18 protein-coding genes are annotated in these 14,507 nt (G+C 61.9%); 10 read left to right on the top strand and 8 right to left on the bottom strand.

The annotated features are described in order from the left end of the window. Positions 1-12: 12 nt before the first annotated feature. From BLU37_RS00520 to recX, 5 genes are all read left to right on the top strand, one after another. The gene (locus BLU37_RS00520; RefSeq protein ID WP_090201912.1) at positions 13-576 is read left to right on the top strand and encodes a glycoside hydrolase family 19 protein; all 564 of its coding nucleotides are present in this window, start codon (positions 13-15) and stop codon (positions 574-576) included. Beyond that, the gene (locus tag BLU37_RS00515; RefSeq protein WP_090201911.1) at positions 558-1,094 is read left to right on the top strand and encodes a lysis system i-spanin subunit Rz; all 537 of its coding nucleotides are present in this window, start codon (positions 558-560) and stop codon (positions 1,092-1,094) included. Before BLU37_RS00520 ends, BLU37_RS00515 begins: the two co-directional genes overlap by 19 nt. A gap of 229 nt (positions 1,095-1,323) precedes the next feature. Further along, a complete protein-coding gene (locus BLU37_RS00510) occupies positions 1,324-1,824 on the top strand; it encodes a CinA family protein (protein ID WP_026007865.1) in 501 nt (166 codons plus the stop codon). A gap of 85 nt (positions 1,825-1,909) precedes the next feature. Continuing rightward, positions 1,910-2,974 carry a recombinase RecA gene (gene recA, locus BLU37_RS00505; RefSeq protein ID WP_010451267.1) on the top strand — a complete coding sequence of 355 codons (1,065 nt, stop codon included), beginning with the start codon at positions 1,910-1,912 and terminating at the stop codon, positions 2,972-2,974. 8 nt (positions 2,975-2,982) lie between these two features. Continuing rightward, positions 2,983-3,450 carry a recombination regulator RecX gene (gene recX, locus BLU37_RS00500; protein ID WP_090201910.1) on the top strand — a complete coding sequence of 156 codons (468 nt, stop codon included), beginning with the start codon at positions 2,983-2,985 and terminating at the stop codon, positions 3,448-3,450. Here recX and BLU37_RS00495 read toward each other — a convergent pair whose 3' ends face one another. Further along, positions 3,451-4,569 carry an LOG family protein gene (locus tag BLU37_RS00495; RefSeq protein WP_090201909.1) on the bottom strand — a complete coding sequence of 373 codons (1,119 nt, stop codon included), beginning with the start codon at positions 4,567-4,569 and terminating at the stop codon, positions 3,451-3,453. 306 nt (positions 4,570-4,875) lie between these two features. Here BLU37_RS00495 and BLU37_RS00490 point away from each other — a divergent pair, with 306 nt between their 5' ends. Then, positions 4,876-5,061 (top strand): hypothetical protein, encoded by a 186-nt coding sequence (locus BLU37_RS00490; RefSeq protein WP_010451271.1) that lies wholly within the window; start codon positions 4,876-4,878, stop codon positions 5,059-5,061. Here the strand turns inward: BLU37_RS00490 and BLU37_RS00485 are convergent, their stop codons facing one another. Beyond that, positions 5,062-5,487, bottom strand: a complete 426-nt coding sequence (locus BLU37_RS00485) for a PA3611 family quorum-sensing-regulated virulence factor (protein ID WP_010451273.1) — start codon at positions 5,485-5,487, stop codon at positions 5,062-5,064. 229 nt (positions 5,488-5,716) lie between these two features. Here BLU37_RS00485 and BLU37_RS00480 point away from each other — a divergent pair, with 229 nt between their 5' ends. Next, positions 5,717-6,436, top strand: coding sequence for a tRNA-uridine aminocarboxypropyltransferase (locus BLU37_RS00480; protein ID WP_010451275.1), 720 nt, complete (start codon positions 5,717-5,719; stop codon positions 6,434-6,436). Here the strand turns inward: BLU37_RS00480 and BLU37_RS00475 are convergent. Next, on the bottom strand, positions 6,411-7,313 hold the full coding sequence (locus BLU37_RS00475; protein WP_090201908.1) for a DMT family transporter: 903 nt from the start codon (positions 7,311-7,313) through the stop codon (positions 6,411-6,413). The two genes, BLU37_RS00480 and BLU37_RS00475, sit on opposite strands and share 26 nt — an antisense overlap. A gap of 241 nt (positions 7,314-7,554) precedes the next feature. Between BLU37_RS00475 and erdR the strand changes: the two genes are divergently transcribed. Further along, positions 7,555-8,205, top strand: coding sequence for a response regulator transcription factor ErdR (gene erdR, locus BLU37_RS00470; RefSeq protein WP_010451279.1), 651 nt, complete (start codon positions 7,555-7,557; stop codon positions 8,203-8,205). Between the two features lie 74 nt (positions 8,206-8,279). Then, complete coding sequence (locus tag BLU37_RS00465) at positions 8,280-8,645, top strand: diacylglycerol kinase (protein ID WP_010451281.1); 366 nt, start codon at positions 8,280-8,282, stop codon at positions 8,643-8,645. Positions 8,646-8,698: 53 nt separating this feature from the next. Here the strand turns inward: BLU37_RS00465 and BLU37_RS00460 are convergent, their stop codons facing one another. After that, positions 8,699-9,625: a LysR family transcriptional regulator gene (locus BLU37_RS00460; protein WP_172832985.1), complete on the bottom strand. Its 927-nt coding sequence runs from the start codon at positions 9,623-9,625 to the stop codon at positions 8,699-8,701. 122 nt (positions 9,626-9,747) lie between these two features. Here BLU37_RS00460 and fpr point away from each other — a divergent pair, with 122 nt between their 5' ends. Further along, positions 9,748-10,527: a ferredoxin-NADP reductase gene (fpr, locus tag BLU37_RS00455; RefSeq protein ID WP_003198368.1), complete on the top strand. Its 780-nt coding sequence runs from the start codon at positions 9,748-9,750 to the stop codon at positions 10,525-10,527. A gap of 63 nt (positions 10,528-10,590) precedes the next feature. Here fpr and tsaA read toward each other — a convergent pair whose 3' ends face one another. The 4 genes from tsaA to BLU37_RS00435 form a co-directional block, all read right to left on the bottom strand. After that, positions 10,591-11,286, bottom strand: coding sequence for a tRNA (N6-threonylcarbamoyladenosine(37)-N6)-methyltransferase TrmO (gene tsaA / locus BLU37_RS00450; protein ID WP_090201906.1), 696 nt, complete (start codon positions 11,284-11,286; stop codon positions 10,591-10,593). 11 nt (positions 11,287-11,297) lie between these two features. After that, positions 11,298-12,911 carry an NAD(P)/FAD-dependent oxidoreductase gene (locus BLU37_RS00445; RefSeq protein ID WP_090201905.1) on the bottom strand — a complete coding sequence of 538 codons (1,614 nt, stop codon included), beginning with the start codon at positions 12,909-12,911 and terminating at the stop codon, positions 11,298-11,300. A 109-nt stretch (positions 12,912-13,020) separates the two neighbouring features. Next, the gene (locus tag BLU37_RS00440; protein WP_172833076.1) at positions 13,021-13,692 is read right to left on the bottom strand and encodes a COG3650 family protein; all 672 of its coding nucleotides are present in this window, start codon (positions 13,690-13,692) and stop codon (positions 13,021-13,023) included. Between the two features lie 180 nt (positions 13,693-13,872). Then, positions 13,873-14,472, bottom strand: a complete 600-nt coding sequence (locus BLU37_RS00435) for a short chain dehydrogenase (RefSeq protein ID WP_090201903.1) — start codon at positions 14,470-14,472, stop codon at positions 13,873-13,875. Between the last annotated feature and the right edge of the window lie 35 nt (positions 14,473-14,507).

The following is a 14,507-nucleotide window of genomic DNA, read 5'->3' as shown; positions in this document are numbered from 1 at the left end:
CCGGAGAAAGCCATGCCCGTTACCGAGCAGCAATTGCTGCAAATCATGCCCAACGCCGGCCCCAAAGCCGGCGTTTTCGTACCCGCTCTCAACACCGCCATGTCCCGGCACGACATCACCACCCCCAAGCGCATCGCCGCCTTTCTGGCCCAAGTGGGCCATGAATCCGCGCAACTGCGCTACGTGCGTGAGCTGGGCAGTGACCAGTACCTGAGCAAGTACGACACGGGCACCCTGGCGATTCGCCTGGGCAACACCCCGGACGCCGACGGCGATGGCCAACGCTATCGCGGTCGCGGGCTGATCCAGATCACCGGTCGCAGCAACTATCGTCAATGCAGCCTTGCGCTGTTCGGCGACGAGCGTCTGTTGCAACAGCCGGAGCTGCTGGAACAGCCACAATGGGCCGCCGAATCGGCGGCCTGGTTCTGGGAACAGCAAGGGTTGAACGGGTTGGCCGATGCCGACCAGTTCAACAGCATCACCCGCAGGACCAACGGCGGCCTGAACGGCCTCGATGACCGCCTGCAGCTCTGGGCGCGGGCGAGGGCGGTGTTATGCGCCTCCTCGACCTGATCCCGGCGCCTTACCGTCTGTTCGCTGTCGTCGTGCTGCTGGCCCTGGTGGCCGGTGGTTCGGCGGCATTGGCCTGGCGGATTCAAGGCTTGCGTTACGGCCTGCAACTGGAGCATCAAGCCCGGTTGCAGGCTGATGCGCTCAAGCAGATTTCCCTTGCCGCGGTGACGCAACAGCGTACCGAGCAGGATAAACGTCTGGCGCTGGAGCAGCAGCTCCAGGTCAGCGATCAAACCCATTCCAAGGAGCTGAACGATGTGCAACAGGATCAGGCTCGCCTGCGTGATCGCCTGGCTACTGCCGATCTGCGGCTGTCAGTCCTCCTCGATAGCAGCGACCCCGCCAGCGGTTGTGCACTGCCTGCCACCTCCGCCACCGTCGGCGTGGTTCATGCAGCCCCACGCGCCCGACTTGACCCGGCGCATGCTCAACGAATTATCGCCATCACCGACGACGGCGACCGCGCCCTGATTGCCCTGCAGGCCTGCCAGGTGTATGCCGCCAAGGTCTCGCACTGACATCCTGATGCAAAGCGCGGCTTGAAAGCCCGAGGGGCTCGTGTAGGGTATTCATTTTGCGAAACCGCCTCAGGGTGCAGGCGCGACCCTTGTGGGAGCCGGCTTGCTGGCGATCCGCCAAAGGCGGCCAGCCACTGATGCCTATGGCTTCCGTAAGATCGCTATCGCCAGCAAGCCGGCCCCCACAGAAAAAAGCAGGGCGCGGTTTATCTTCAGACAGGAGAGCAACGTGGACGATATCACCCAGCTTGCCGCCGAACTCGGCAAGCGCCTGCAGACCCTCAAGGCGCAGGTCACTACCGCCGAGTCCTGCACCGGCGGCGGCATCGCCGAGGCGATCACGCGGATTCCCGGCAGTTCGGCCTGGTTCGAGGCCGGCTACGTGACCTACTCCAACCAGCAGAAGACCCGCCAGTTGCAGGTGCCCGAGGCGTTGTTCGGCCAGGTCGGCGCGGTCAGCCGCGAGGTGGTCGAGGCCATGGTCCGTGGCGCCCAGACGCACAGTGCGGCGCGTTTTGCCGTGGCGGTCAGTGGCGTGGCCGGGCCGGACGGCGGTTCCGCCGAGAAACCGGTGGGCACCGTCTGGCTGGCCTGGGCTGTCGGCGATGAGCTGAGCAGCGAGCGTCGGCAGTTCCCTGGCGATCGCGACGCGGTCCGGCGCCAGACCGTAAAGGCCGCGCTGGAAGGGCTGTTGCGACGGGCGGAAGCAGAAATCGCAAATCGGGGGTAGGCGAGTCGCCAAGGCTGTGGAATAATACTGGCTACTTATACAGGTGTTGGCCGTCACAGGCCTTATTGATTACGTGAGGACTTTAATGGACGACAACAAGAAGAAAGCCTTGGCTGCGGCCTTGGGTCAGATCGAACGTCAATTCGGCAAGGGTGCCGTGATGCGTATGGGCGATCATGACCGTCAGGCGATCCCTTCGATCTCCACCGGTTCCCTGGGCCTGGACATCGCTCTCGGCATCGGCGGCCTGCCAAAGGGCCGTATCGTGGAAATCTACGGTCCGGAATCCTCGGGTAAGACTACCCTGACGCTTTCCGTCATCGCTCAGGCCCAGAAAGCTGGCGCCACGTGCGCCTTCGTCGACGCCGAACACGCCCTGGACCCGGAATACGCCGGCAAGCTGGGCGTCAATGTCGACGACCTGTTGGTTTCCCAGCCGGATACCGGCGAACAGGCCCTTGAAATCACCGACATGCTGGTGCGCTCCAACGCGGTCGACGTCATCATCGTCGACTCCGTGGCGGCCCTGGTACCCAAGGCTGAAATCGAAGGCGAGATGGGCGACATGCACGTCGGTCTGCAGGCTCGCCTGATGTCCCAGGCGCTGCGCAAGATCACCGGCAACATCAAGAACGCCAACTGCCTGGTCATCTTCATCAACCAGATCCGCATGAAGATCGGCGTGATGTTCGGCAGCCCTGAAACCACCACCGGTGGTAACGCGCTGAAGTTCTACGCCTCGGTTCGTCTGGACATCCGCCGTACCGGCGCGGTGAAGGAAGGCGATGAAGTGGTGGGTAGCGAAACCCGCGTCAAGGTCGTGAAGAACAAGGTGGCTTCGCCGTTCCGTCAGGCCGAGTTCCAGATTCTCTACGGCAAGGGCATCTACCTCAATGGCGAGATGATCGACTTGGGCGTGCTGCACGGTTTCGTTGAAAAGTCGGGTGCCTGGTACAGCTACAACGGTAGCAAGATCGGTCAAGGCAAGGCCAACTCGGCCAAGTTCCTGGCGGAAAACCCGGAAGTCGCGGCGACCCTCGAAAAGCAACTGCGTGACAAGCTGCTCAATGCCGGCGCAGTGGCCGAGGCCAGCAAAGGCGCTGCAACCGCCGACGAAACCGAAGACGATCTGGCTGACGCCGACATCTGAGTGAGCCGATGAGTGCCGTACTGGATACCCCGGTCGCCGTACGGCGTGCTGCAATGGACCTGCTCGCGCGACGCGAGCATGGTCGAGTCGAGCTGACGCGCAAGTTGCGTCAGCGAGGTGCCCCGCCTGAACTGATCGACACTGAACTCGACCGCTTGACGGAAGAGGGCTTGCTGTCAGAGTCCCGTTACCTCGAAAGCTTCGTTTCCTACCGTGCCCGTTCCGGCTATGGCCCTCTGCGTATTCGCGAAGAGTTGAGCCAGCGTGGCCTGCAGCGCACCGATATCGAGTTGGCTCTACGCGAAAGCGGTTTCGACTGGCAGGCGCAGTTGGAAGACACCTGGCGACGCAAGTTTGCCGGGCGCCTGCCAGCAGACGCCCGCGAGCGTGCCCAGCAGGGACGCTTTCTCAGTTATCGGGGTTATTCCATGGACATGATCGGCCGCTTGTTGATCGGCCGAGGGCTGGATGACTGATCAGGTTACCTTGATCGGTTCCCGTACGCGCGGTTGCGCCGTTGTCGTGGGCTTGCTCCAGTTTTCCGGCTGGTTGATGAAATCCACCAGTTCCCGCAGACGCCCCTGATCCCGCGCCGTGAAGTGAAACGCCAGCCGCGATAAATGGCTGAATTGCGCTTCATCGTGTTCCTCGCCAGCGTAGCCATGCTGATGGAAACCACCACTGACACACAGATCGGCGAACGACGTGTCGAGTTGTGCCAGTGCCTGTTCGTTCAGCGGATGGTTCATGCGAATCACGAACTGGTTCTTCAGCCAGCGGCTGGAGTGGAAGTTGCTGTAGAACTGGTTGATTTGCGCCACGGCCTCGTCAGCGCTGTAGACCAGGCGGACCAGTTTCAGGTCGTTGGGCAGGATGTAGCGATTGTCCTCCAACTGGTTGCGGATAAAGTCGATGGCGCTTTGCCAGAAGTTACCGCCGGGCGTATCCAGGAGCACCACCGGCACCAGCGGGCTCTTGCCGGTCTGGATCAGGGTCAGCACTTCCAGCGCTTCATCGAGGGTGCCGAATCCGCCCGGGCACAAGACCAGTGCGTTGGCCTCCTTGACGAAGAACAGTTTGCGGGTAAAGAAAAAGTGGAACGACAGCAGATTGACGGTACCGTCGACGGTCGGGTTCGCATGTTGCTCGAAGGGCAGGGTGATGTTGAACCCGAGGCTGTGATCCAGGCCGGCCCCTGCATGGGCGGCGGCCATGATACCGCCACCGGCGCCGGTAATGACCATCAGGTCGGACTTGGCCAGTGCAGCTCCCAGCTCGCGGGCCTGAGCATACAAGGGATGCTCGATGGGCGTACGGGCGGAGCCGAACACGGTCACCTTGCGGCGCCCCTTGAACTGATCCAGCACTCGGAAGGCGTTCTCCAGTTCGCGCAAGGCCTGCAGGACGATCTTGGCGTTCCAGCGATTGCGGTCGTCCTGGGCCATGCGCAGGACGGTCAGCATCATGTCGCGGTAAAGCGTAAGGTTGGGGCTGTCGGGGGCAATCTGTTTGAGTTGTTCTTCGACCTGGCTTGTGAGGTCGACGCCGTTATTCTGGAAATGACGGGACAGGAAATCATCCGGTTCGTAAGGCATTCATATTCTCCTTCTACGCAGACCCTCTGGCGGCATCGAAATCATCGTCGCCGCCGCGACACTGCATGTGTCGCTGTATGCCCAGTCTGATGACTTTGCATGACAACTGGCGAATTGATCATGGGCCCATGAAGTCTGGTCTGGCAACCGCTTGTTGTCATGCCTTAGGCGATTGTCGCCGCTCGTCAGAAGTGCTGTCCCCGAGTGCCCGCTCTGATTTACTTGATGTGGAGTGGGGCGGATGCGCTTTGCTGCCCAGGCAGTTTCAGGCCGTGTTTCGGAGAGGGAGTAGGGGGGCTAATGAGGATGGTACTGGAGGTCGAGAACGAGCTGTATCAGCTGTTGCAGATAGCCGCCCAACTGAATCAGCTCAGCCTTGAAGACGAATGTCTGCGGCGCCTGGACGGTGGGCAGCGGCGCTCGCGTTATCTGCAGGCGCTGGTGGCGGAACTGCGCGCCGATGATGAACAGCGGCGCCAGGCCCGGCAGTGATCATTTTTTCTTCGCTGGGGTTTCTTTCGGGCAGTCGCTTTCCACGAAACGGGCGGATGCGACGGGGCGATTGCTCTTGTTCTCGGTGAACTCGTAGCGCATCACTGCGCCCTTGGCCATCAGCTTGCGGTAGTTGGTGTTGCGGCAGACGCTGGCACCCAACTGCAGGTAGACCGCCTTGGCGTTGTCCCGCATGCTTTGGGCGTAGTCCGATTGCACGCTGAGGTGGTCGATCAACTGATTGTCTTCGACCGTGTAGGCAACTTCCAGGATGTGTTCGTTGAGTTCGCGGGGCAGGCTTTCGTTGCTCTTCTGCGCGACGTCCTTGAGCATATTGTTCAGTTCGAAATCCTTCAGCGAGGCCGCCTGGGCACTGAAAGGCAACGCCAGCAAAAGGGCGATGGACGGTACGGTAAGGCGCAGCATGCAACTCTCCTGGTTCAGTGACTGTTGCTTCGACCCGTTACCGGGCTGTGCGTTCAGTGGTCGCGAAGTATAGAGGTCGCTTGTAAGACCTACTAGCTGATGATTGAAGGAAATGTCGACATCTCGCGAACCAAACCCGACTACTGCCTCTGTTAGACTGCGCAGACTTTTTACCGCAGTGGGTCGTATCTTTCGTGTTCAACCGTTCTTCCTGCCGGTGTAGCCTGCTATGAGCCACGCCGTTTCCCGCCTGCGCACCGAACGTCTGGCCCGCGCGAAAGCGCCGTTCACTGCCCGTGGCTCGCGAGCCGAGCGTTGTGAGGGCTGTCGTGTGATTCCACAGTATTGCCTGTGTGACTGGCTCCCGCGGGTCGACGCACGTTCGGCGGTGTGCCTGTTGATGCACGATGTCGAGCCGATGAAACCGAGCAACACCGGCTGGTTGATTGCTGACGTGCTGGGCGATACCACGGCTTTCAGTTGGTCGCGCACGGAAGTCGACCCGCAATTGCTGGCGCTGCTGGACGATCCGCAATGGCAGCCGTTTATCGTGTTCCCTGGTGAGTTCGTCGCGCCGCAGCGGGTGGTGACCGAGGTGCTGCCTGTCGAGGGTAAGCGGCCGTTGTTCATTCTGCTGGATGCGACCTGGACTGAAGCCCGCAAGATGTTTCGCAAGAGCCCGTACCTGGAGCGCTTTCCGGTGCTGAGCCTGGAGTCGGAACAGTTGTCACGCTACAAGCTGCGTCGTTCCAAGCGTGATGACCATTTCTGCACGGCGGAAGTCGGCGCGCTCTGTCTGGAGTTGGCCGGAGATACCCGTGCCGGCGAGGCGGTCAGCGCCTTGCTGGAGGTCTTCACCACTCATTATCTGGGCGCCAAGTTCCAGCTGCCGCTTGATCTGGACGATGAAGTGCACCGGCAACTCAGGCCCTTTCTGCCGACGCCGTAGCTTCTGCTCGCGGCCAGAGCTGAGCGATCAGCATGCCGGCGAGCATCAGTGTGCAGCCAATATAGCCACGCAGGTGCAGAGACTCGTTGAGCAACCAGGCCCCGGCAATGGCAGCAAACACCGCCTCCAGCGAGAAAATGATCGCTGCGTGGGAGGCAATCGCATCCTTCTGCGCGATGACCTGCAGGGTATAGCCGATGGCGACCGCAACGATGCCGCCATAGAGGATCGCCGGACCGGCCGCGACGATGGCCGACCACTGGATCGGTTCAAGGCACAGGGCCAGCAGCAGGCTGACCACGGCACAGGTGGCGAACTGCAGGAACGCCAGGCGGATCACGTCGTGGCGCTTGGCGAACACGCCGACCAGAATCACATGCCCGCCCCAGACAAAGGCACCGATCAGTTGCAGCCAGTCTCCCGGCGACACCTGGAACTGCTCGCCGACGCTCAGCAGGAACATGCCGACCACCGCGAGCACCGCTCCGAGCCAGGTGCCCAGGCCCGTCTTGTGGCCGATGAGCAGTCCCAGCAGCGGCACGACAATGACATAGAGGCCGGTGATGAAACCGGCATTGGTCACGGTGGTGAACAGCAGACCGACCTGTTGCAGGTTGATACCCACCGCCAGAGCCAGCCCCATCAATAGGCCGCCAAGCAGCAGGCTACGGGTGAGAAAAGGCTCGGGACGGATCTGCCGGGGATTGCGGCGCAATACCAACGGTAACAGGCACAGTGAGCCGAGGGCGAAGCGCAGGCCGGAAAAGAGGAAGGGGCCGATATGTTCCATCCCCGACGTTTGTGCGACAAAACCGGAGCCCCAGATCATGGCGGTCAGCAGCATCAGGATATCGGCGCGCAGGGCTTGGCTTCGCATAATGGCACTCTTGTCAGGTAGCCGGTGACTTTGCCGTAAAGCATCGAACTTGACCACCCCGGCTGCGCTGGGCATGCTGGGCGCCGATTCGGGTGCGGCAGAATGTTCAAACGCCGGCTCTTCAGGGCTCCAGGCGTGTAACGTGCCCTTTGGCGCATGGCCTTTTCGGGCTGTCGCTTCGAGATGCCTCGGCGTGTATCGACCTGTTCGGTACTCGCCTAAAAACAGGATCATTTGAAAAATGACCACATACGAAATCCTGATCGCCGATGACCATCCTCTTTTTCGCAGTGCGCTGCGCCAGGCCTTGACCCTTGGGCTTGGCCCTGACGTACGACTGGTGGAGGTGGCGAGCATCGCCGAGCTGGAAACCCGCCTGACCGAGAAGGCTGACTGGGACCTGGTCCTGCTGGACCTGAACATGCCTGGTGCCTATGGCTTCTCCGGCCTGGTGCTGTTGCGTGGCCAATATCCGCAGATTCCGGTGGTGATGGTCTCGGCTCAGGAAGAGGCTGCAGTGGTGGTGCGCTCTCGCGAGTTCGGCGCCAGCGGTTTCATTCCCAAGTCCAGTTCCCTGGAAGTGATTCAGCAAGCCGTGCGCACTGTGCTCGATGGCGAGGTCTGGTGGCCGCCCCAGGCGTTCGAGGCGGTCAGCGTTTCCGACGAGGCCAAGGCAGCGAGTGCCGGGCTATCGAGCCTGACGCCGCAGCAGTTCCGCGTCTTGACCATGGTCTGCGAAGGTTTGCTGAACAAACAGATCGCCTACGAGTTGAGCGTTTCCGAGGCGACCATCAAGGCGCATGTGACGGCGATCTTCCGCAAGCTGGGCGTTCGCACTCGGACTCAGGCGGCACTGCTTCTGCAACAACTTGAGTCAATTTCGAGCCAGTAAAGCGCCGGGCATTCACGCTTTTTTGACTTTTGTTGAACTAGCTTTCCTACACTATTTCTGTCAGTTGCCTATCTATGTCGTCGCCTTTTAAAGGTCAAACCGGTTTAAAACGTATCCTCAATGCATCGGGATATTCCCTGGATGGCCTGCGCGCCGCCTTCACGGGCGAAGCGGCGTTCCGCCAACTGGTCCTGTTGAATGTGATCCTGGTTCCGTTGGCGTTCTTTCTGAACGTCAGTCGGGTCGAGCGTGCGCTGTTGATCGCCGTGTGCCTGTTGGCGCTGATCGTCGAGTTGCTCAACTCGGCGGTGGAAGCGGCGATCGACCGGATCTCCCTCGACCGTCACCCCTTGTCGAAAAACGCCAAGGACATGGGCAGCGCTGCGCAGTTCGTGGCCTTGAGCATGATTGCCCTGGTCTGGGCGGTGATCCTGCTCTAACCCGCGCTAGTGGCCGATTCGACGTTGAACCAGCGAATGAGCCACGCAGGCGACTAGACCAGAATGGGCAGCACGATCTCATCGCTGCGGCGTACGCCGGCGGTGAGGTTGCGGCACAGCTCGAGGAACTCGCGCATCGCCGAGGTTTGGTATTTCTGCTTGTGCCAGATGAAGTAGAACTGCCGCGCCAGGTCCAGCTCCGGGGTCTCCACTGCCACCAGGCTGCCGCGGCGGAACGCGTCGCGCAGGGCCAGGCGCGAGATGCAGCCGATCCCCAGTCCCGATTCCACCGCACGCTTGATGGCCTCGGTGTGCTCCAGTTCCAGGCGGACGTTCAGCGCACTGCGGTGATGACGCATGGCCTGGTCAAAGGTCAAGCGGGTGCCGGAACCCTGTTCACGCAGGATCCAGGCTTCACGGGTCAGCTCCTCCATGCTCGCGCGACCGCGTTGGGCCAATGGGTGCTGAGGCGCGCAGAACACCACCAGATCATCCTCGACCCAGCTCTGCACCTCGATATCGGGGTGGCTGCAGTCGCCTTCGATCAGACCCAGGTCAATTTCGTAGTGCGCCACCTGTTGCACAATGTTCGCGGTGTTCTGCACATGCAGCTTCACCTGGCTCTCCGGGTGCAGTTGCATGAAGCTGCCGATCAGCAGGGTTGCCAGGTAGTTGCCGATGGTCAGGGTGGCGCCCACGGCGAGGGAACCGAAGCCGGACTTGCCGTTGAGCAGATCCTCGATTTCCTTGGCCTGGTCCAGCAGTGCCACGGCCTGCGGCAGCAGTTGCTTGCCCAGGGCGTTGAGGCTCAGGCGCTTGCCGGCACGGTCGAACAATTGGCAGCTCGATTGGCGTTCCAGCTCGGTGATCGAGGTGCTCGCGGCGGACTGGGAAAGCGCCAGCAGGCCAGCGGCGCGTGATACGCTTTCCTGCTGGGCGACGGCGACGAATACTTGTAGTTGACGGAGAGTAAATCGCATATCGATATAACCGATAACCCTTATCTTGATAATGCATTTAACAGATATTGTCGCCGCCATTAGAATGCTATGCAATTGCGCTCATTGATAGCGCAGGCCAAATCTCCAGGAGCCCCATCCCAATGAGCAACATGAATCACGAGCGTGTCCTCAGTGTTCACCACTGGAACGACACTCTGTTCAGCTTCAAGTGCACCCGCGACCCTGGGCTGCGCTTCGAAAACGGTCAGTTCGTGATGATCGGCCTGCAGCAGCCCAACGGCCGGCCACTGATGCGCGCCTACTCGATTGCCAGCCCGAACTGGGAAGAGCATCTCGAGTTCTTCAGCATCAAGGTGCCGGATGGTCCACTGACCTCGCAATTGCAGCACCTGAAGGAAGGCGATGAGATCATCATCAGCAAGAAGCCTACCGGCACACTGGTCCTCGACGACCTCAAGCCGGGCAAGCATCTGTACCTGCTGAGCACCGGCACTGGTCTCGCGCCCTTCATGAGCGTGATTCAGGACCCGGAAACCTACGAGCGTTTCGAGAAGGTCATCCTGTGCCACGGCGTGCGTTACGTCAACGAAGTCGCCTACCGCGAATTCATCACCGAGCACCTGCCACAGAACGAATTCTTTGGTGAAGCGCTGCGTGAGAAGCTGATCTACTACCCGACCGTGACCCGCGAGCCGTTCGAGAACGAAGGTCGTCTGACCGACCTGATGCGCAGCGGTAAACTGTTCCGCGACATCGGCCTGCCGCCGATCAACCCGCAGGATGACCGCGCGATGCTGTGTGGCAGCCCGAGCATGCTCGACGAGACCAGCGAAGTGCTCAACAGCTTCGGCCTGACCGTTTCGCCACGCATGCGCGAGCCGGGCGACTACCTGATCGAGCGTGCGTTCGTCGAGAAGTAAGCGTCCCACAGAAAAAGCCCGCGTTGCCGAAAGGCAGCGCGGGCTTTTTCGTTTCTGGCGTTTCTATTCGGCGGGGACGACTTCCAGCACGCGGATCACACCTGCCTGCGGGTAGTGCCAGCGCACATCCAGGTCCCAGAACTGCGCGCCGTATTCACGTTCGGGCGTGGGTGTCTGGTAAGCCGGGCGCGGGTCCTGGGCCAGACACTGCTCGATCAGCTCGACCAGTGGCTCGCCAAGGCGCTGGGCGTGCGTTTGGGCCTGTTGTAGGGCGTTATCCGTCCACTGTACGGGAATCAGCTGTGGTGCCGCGCTGGCGATGTCGTTGACGGCCGTGGCCACGCTGTCGGCATAGGGCACGTAGGGCTTGATATCGAGGATCGGCGTGCCGTCCAGCAGGTCGATACCCGAGATCCACAGCCGATGGCCTTCGACCTTGTCCAGCCGGACCACCGACTGACCGATGCCGTTGGGCCGATGCGTCGCGCGCGTGGCAAACACACCGATGGATTTGTTGCCCCCCAGGCGCGGTGGCCGGACCTTGAGCCGCGGCTTGTCCTCCAGGGCCTGGTGGAACAGGAACAGCAGCCAGACATGGCTGACCTGCTCCAGCCCCTGGACGGCATCGCCCTGGTCGAACGGTGCCACCAGTTCCAGTACACCCCGTGCCGCCGGCGCCAGTTGCGGCTGGCGGGGGATGGCGAACTTCTCCTTGAAGCAGGAGCGTACGAAACCGATGGGCGAGACGCTGTAGCTCATGGCGGCGAACCTCAGGCCTCGATCCCGAGGATATTGCGCGCCACCGCTTCGGCGATACGGATACCGTCGACACCGGCCGAGAGAATCCCGCCGGCATAACCGGCGCCTTCGCCCGCCGGGAACAGGCCCTTGACGTTCAGGCTCTGCAGCGACGCGTCGCGGGTGATCCGGAGCGGCGACGAAGTACGGGTCTCAATCCCGGTCAGGACTGCATCGTGCAGCGAGTAGCCCTTGATCTGCCGCTCGAAGGCCGGCAGTGCTTCGCGGATGGCCTCGATGGCGAAGTCCGGCAAGGCCAGCGCCAGGTCACCGAGGGCTACGCCCGGTTTGTAGGAGGGTTCGACGCTGCCGACGGCAGTCGACGGTTTGCCGGCGATGAAGTCGCCGACCAGTTGCGCCGGGGCTTCATAGTTGCTGCCGCCCAGTACGAACGCGAGGGATTCCAGGCGCTCCTGCAGCTCGATGCCGGCCAGTGGACCGCCCGGATAATCCACTTCCGGGGTGATGCCGACGACGATGCCGGAGTTGGCGTTGCGCTCGTTACGCGAGTACTGGCTCATGCCATTGGTCACCACCCGGTTCGGCTCGGAGGTCGCCGCCACCACGGTGCCGCCCGGGCACATGCAGAAACTGTAGACCGAGCGGCCGTTCTTGGCGTGGTGCACCAGCTTGTAGTCGGCGGCGCCGAGTTTCGGGTGCCCGGCATACTTGCCAAGACGCGCGCTGTCGATCAGCGACTGTGGGTGTTCGATACGGAAACCGATGGAGAACGGCTTGGCCTCCATGAACACCCCGCGGCCGTTAAGCATGCGGAAGGTATCGCGGGCACTGTGCCCGAGGGCCAGAACCACATGCTGCGAGTCGAGTTGTTCGCCACTGTCGAGGATCACGCCGGTCAGTTGGCCGTCGTCGATCAGCAGGTCGGTAACGCGCTGCTGGAAGCGCACTTCACCGCCCAGGGCCTCGATTTCCTTGCGCATGTTCTCGACCATGCCGGTCAGGCGGAAGGTACCGATGTGCGGCTTGCTGACGTAGAGAATCTCTTGCGGCGCGCCGGCCTTGACGAACTCGTGCAAGACTTTGCGACCATGGTGGTGCGGGTCCTTGATCTGGCTGTAGAGCTTGCCGTCGGAGAAGGTTCCGGCACCGCCTTCACCGAACTGCACGTTCGACTCGGGGTTGAGCACGTTCTTGCGCCACAGGCCCCAGGTATCCTTGGTGCGCTCACGAACTTCCTTGCCGCGTTCGAGGATGATCGGTTTGAAGCCCATCTGTGCCAGCAGCAGACCGGCGAAGATGCCGCAGGGGCCGAAGCCGACCACGATCGGCCGCTCACGCAGGTCGGCCGGCGCTTGGCCGACCACCTTGTAGCTGACATCCGGGGCCACATTGACGTTGTGGTCGTCGGCGAACTTTTTCAGCAGGGCTTCTTCGTTCCGTGCCGATAGGTCGATGGTGTAGATGAACAGCATTTCGGACGACTTCTTGCGGGCGTCGTAGCTGCGCTTGAACAGGGTGAAGTCCAGCAGGTCATCGCTGGCGATGCCCAGGCGCTGGACGATGGCTGACCGCAGGTCTTCATCGGCGTGGTCGAGCGGCAGCTTGAGTTCGGTGATTCGTAACATGACAGGGTCCAGTATGCGGGCCACGCGGGCGCGCCGGCTTTACAACAAACCGGAGATTATAAGCCCCAACGACGGTTTTCCGTGAGGCTTGAATGACTGCTGGTCCGAATCAGTCGTTGCGCGCGCCGCCGAACGTGGCGCAACCGCGCTGCACCTGGCCGTTGACCCGCAGTTCCGCGCTCAGGTTGCGCAGGCTGCCGGTGGTGCTGTCGATACAGCGCTGGGGAGCCACCCACAGTTCGATGTGCTGGTTGTTGGCTTCGGTGCTGAGGCTGAAGCGCCCATCACCCAGTTGTTCTTCCAGGTAGGGCAGGACCAGTGGCGGCTGTTTGTCGCGTTCGAGCACCATGCCGTTGCCGGTGGCCTTGAACGACCAGTCCGGCGTGTGGCCGCTGGCGATGACGGTCTGGCGGCGGAAATCGGGGTCGCTGCAGCCGCCGGTATCACGTTCCAGGCGATAGAGTTGTTGCAGGTTCAGTTGGCCATCGGAGCCATCGGCCTTGCTCGAGGAAAAGCTGCCGCGCAGGTCGACGAACAATTTGCCGGGCTTGCCGGCGAAGCTGGCGGCTTCCTGGGCGATGCTGGTGTTACCGCTGTCGTTGACGACGAAGCGGCGCTGTTCCTGGCAGGGCTGGAACAGCAGCTTGCCATCGACGCTGCTCAGTTCGCCCTGCATGCGGTTCAGCCCGGCCGTGGGATGCGGACCGGAGGGGGCGAGCATCTGGCAACCGGCGGCGAACAGGGGCAGGGCGAAAATCATCAAGGAACGGGCGGCACGCATCATCGGGTCTCCTGGCAAGTGCCGCCACGTTACCCAGCCTGGCCCCGCATCACAAGCCCGCTATCGACTCGACTGCCAGGCCATGCCCATCCTGGCGAGCGGGCTTGCCCGCGCTGGACTGCGCAGCAGCCCAAGACCGGCCAACGCGGTGCACCAGGCAACCCCATCCACCCAGTGGGCTCAGCCGACGCGATAGGTCTGGCCGGTCTGCAGGCCTTCCACGCTTTTGGCGTAGGCCAGGGCCACGTCCACCGCCGGCACGGGCTTGAAACCACGGAAGTACGGCGCGTACTTGTCCATCGCCTCGACCAGCACGGTCGGGCTCACCGAGTTGATCCGCAGGCCCCTCGGCAGTTCGATGGCTGCGGCTTTGACAAAGCTGTCGATGGCACCGTTGACCAGGCTGGCCGAGGCGCCGAAACGGATCGGGTCATGGCTGAGGATGCCGGTGGTCAACGTGAACGAGGCGCTATCGTTGGCGTACTCGCTGCCGATCCGTACCAGGTTGACCTGGCCCATCAGCTTGTCCTGCAGGCCCACGGCGAAATCCTCTTCGCTCAGTTCACCCAGTGCAGCGAACTTGACGTTGCCGGCAGCGCAGATCAGGGCATCGAACTGGCCGGTCTGTTCGAACAGCTTGCGAATCGACGCGCTGTCGCTGATATCCACGTGCAGGTCGCCACGGGTGCGGCCGATCTTGACGATTTCATGTCGCGGGGCCAGTTCCTTGTCGATGGCCGAACCGATGGTGCCGTTGGCGCCAATCAAGAGAATTTTCATCCTGCGCTTGCTCCTGTAGGGGGATTGAGTCGTCA

Origin of the sequence: Pseudomonas asplenii, from assembly GCF_900105475.1 — a bacterium.
Lineage (GTDB): Bacteria > Pseudomonadota > Gammaproteobacteria > Pseudomonadales > Pseudomonadaceae > Aquipseudomonas > Aquipseudomonas asplenii.
The sequence above is the reverse complement of the archived record's forward strand: the minus strand, read 5'-3'. Positions and strand labels throughout refer to the sequence as shown.